This window comes from Moraxella lacunata, from assembly GCF_002027545.1.
GTDB classification, from domain to species: Bacteria; Pseudomonadota; Gammaproteobacteria; order Pseudomonadales; family Moraxellaceae; genus Moraxella; species Moraxella lacunata.
This window is the reverse complement of the sequence record NZ_MXAN01000085.1, coordinates 1-2,249: the sequence shown is the minus strand read 5'-3', so window position 1 is coordinate 2,249 and position 2,249 is coordinate 1. Positions and strand designations below refer to the sequence as shown.

3 protein-coding genes are annotated in these 2,249 nt (G+C 46.5%); all 3 read left to right on the top strand.

Annotation, left to right across the window (positions count from 1 at the left end; genetic code table 11):
* Positions 1-275 precede the first annotated feature (275 nt).
* Positions 276-1,280 carry a DsbC family protein gene (locus B5J94_RS11515; protein WP_062501613.1) on the top strand — a complete coding sequence of 335 codons (1,005 nt, stop codon included), beginning with the start codon at positions 276-278 and terminating at the stop codon, positions 1,278-1,280.
* Between the two features lie 68 nt (positions 1,281-1,348).
* Positions 1,349-1,849 (top strand): ribonuclease E activity regulator RraA, encoded by a 501-nt coding sequence (rraA, locus tag B5J94_RS11510; protein ID WP_062501615.1) that lies wholly within the window; start codon positions 1,349-1,351, stop codon positions 1,847-1,849.
* A 217-nt stretch (positions 1,850-2,066) separates the two neighbouring features.
* On the top strand, positions 2,067-2,249 hold a 183-nt coding region (locus B5J94_RS11505), incomplete at its 3' end, for a hypothetical protein (protein WP_143821987.1).

Sequence of the window (2,249 nt, the reverse complement as noted above, 5' to 3'; positions counted from 1 at the left end):
TGTTTTGGATATACAAGGGGTGTTGAGCACACCCCTACGTCCGCACATCATTGCATTTGTGGTAATTTTAAAGTTTCTTGGGTGTATTTTCCCGTGAAATTTGGGCGGATTAGCGTTTTATTTAAACAATAAATACGCCACCGCCCCAATTTTTACGGATTTTTGCTAACCATACTTTACTGCCCAACCTTGTCAGATTGTGGGGAAGTTGTAAACAGCTCTTGTTAGCGTAGATTTTGGGGTATAATCTCTACCAAATCATTTTGGAATAACTCATGAAAACATTTAGCACGTTACTCGCCCTAAGCCTTGCCACCGCCACTGCCACCGCCAGCCTGCCAAGTACTGCCCAGACACCTGCCCCCATTACCGCAAGCGATAACCAACTCATCAAGCAAACCCTACGCCAAATCGGACTTGCCACGCCCGTTCGTACCATCGCCCCGACAGGCATTGGCGAGCTTTTGATGGTAACGCTGACCACCGATGAGACCCTACTTATCACGCCTGATGCTCGTTATGTGATTAACGCCACCGCCGAGCCGAATCCTAGCACCATTCACGCCATCGACCCTGCCATCATGAGCGATAAGCCCACAGGCACCCCGATAGACGAAGACCACAAAATCGCCCTACTCGCCAACATGAACGCCCTACCCCTAGTCACCCCCGACACCGTGTTTTTTCACACGAGTATCAAGGGATTGCTTTGGGCGGTTGCCCAAAATGGGACGCCATTTTTGGTCAGTGCAGACGCTCGTTATATCATCGGGGGCGATGTCAGCGTGATTAACAATGGCAAACTTGGCGGACTTGACACCGCCTTTGAGACCGCCAAAAACCGCCATACACTTACCACCTTAGACCACACGAGCCTTACCATCTATCCTGCCAAAGACGAGCGAGCGGTCGTCTATGTCGCCACCGACATCAACTGCCCCTACTGCAAGATACTTCACAAAAACATCCCCAATCTTACCGCCAAAGGCATTACCGTCAAAGTCATCGGCTATCCTGTCTATGACGAGTCGTCCGAGCCCATGCGACAAATCTGGTGCGAGCGTGATAATGCCAAGCGTGCCAAGCTCCTAGACCTTGCCATAAAAGGGGTCAAGGCAGGCAACCAATGTGGTAATGACGACAATCATCTGTCATCCAACATCGCCAAAGTCCGCCCCCTTACCATCATCGCCACCCCTGCCGTCTATGGCGAAGATGGCGAGTTGTTTGAAGGCAACGTGGCAAATGATGAATTGGTCAAGTTTTTGACGGCAAAGTAGCATTGTCTTGACAAATATTTTTAAAATCGCTATATTAAAAATCATTTTCATTTTTTAAGGAAAAAACCATGACCCACTTCATCACCTGCGACCTATTGGACGACAACGAAGACAAAACCATTCACGTCATACCGCCCATGATAGACGGCAAATCGTTCAAACACTATGGCGGTATCACGACCTTTGGCGGGCAAGCCGTTACGGTCAAATGCTTTGAAGACAACTCCCGTGTCAAAGAACTGCTCGCCACAGACGGACAAGGCAAAATCCTAGTGGTGGACGGTGGTGCGTCCCTACGCTGTGCGTTAATGGGCGACATGATTGCCAAATCGGCGGTGGACAACGGCTGGGCAGGAGTCATCATCTGTGGCTGTGTGCGAGACGTGGACGAGATTGCCAAGATGAATCTTGGCGTGTTAGCCTTGGCAAGCATTCCCAAAAAGAGCGTAAGAAAGGGCGTGGGCGAGACAGGTCTGCCGATTGTGATTGGCGGGGTGGTCGTCCATGACGGCGATTGGGTCTATGCCGATAATAATGGCGTGATTGTGAGTGGGGAGAGATTGGTTTAAAATAGCCGATTACAACAATATAAAAGGCGGGTTTAGTTCGCCTTTTATCCTTTCCTACATTTTATTTTAATTTAATCAAGAACAAGGCATATTATATCCAAATTTTATATTAGACTTCTTTCCAAACCCTGATTTTTGTAGATTTTTAAAAACTTCAACCCCAATACTTACAAGGGTTTATTTTTAGTTTGGAAAGAGATTTATTAAGTAAAAAGATATGGCATTGGCAAAATACTATGAAGATATTTTAGAGCGTTTACATGATAATGTAAATTCTATTCATTATCTAGCAAAGCCAGAAAATAGGCATTTTATTTCTGATGAGAGATGGCAACAGATTTTTGCCAATTTAAAAAACCAAGTGGAAAAGGCAGAACAACTATTAGACCCCTTTCCAAAC

Bases quoted from the DNA above. Each gene is read 5' to 3' on its own strand.
- rraA (WP_062501615.1), top strand. From the start codon at position 1,349: ATGACCCACTTCATCACCTGCGACCTATTGGACGACAACGAAGACAAA.
- B5J94_RS11515 (WP_062501613.1), top strand. From the start codon at position 276: ATGAAAACATTTAGCACGTTACTCGCCCTAAGCCTTGCCACCGCCACT.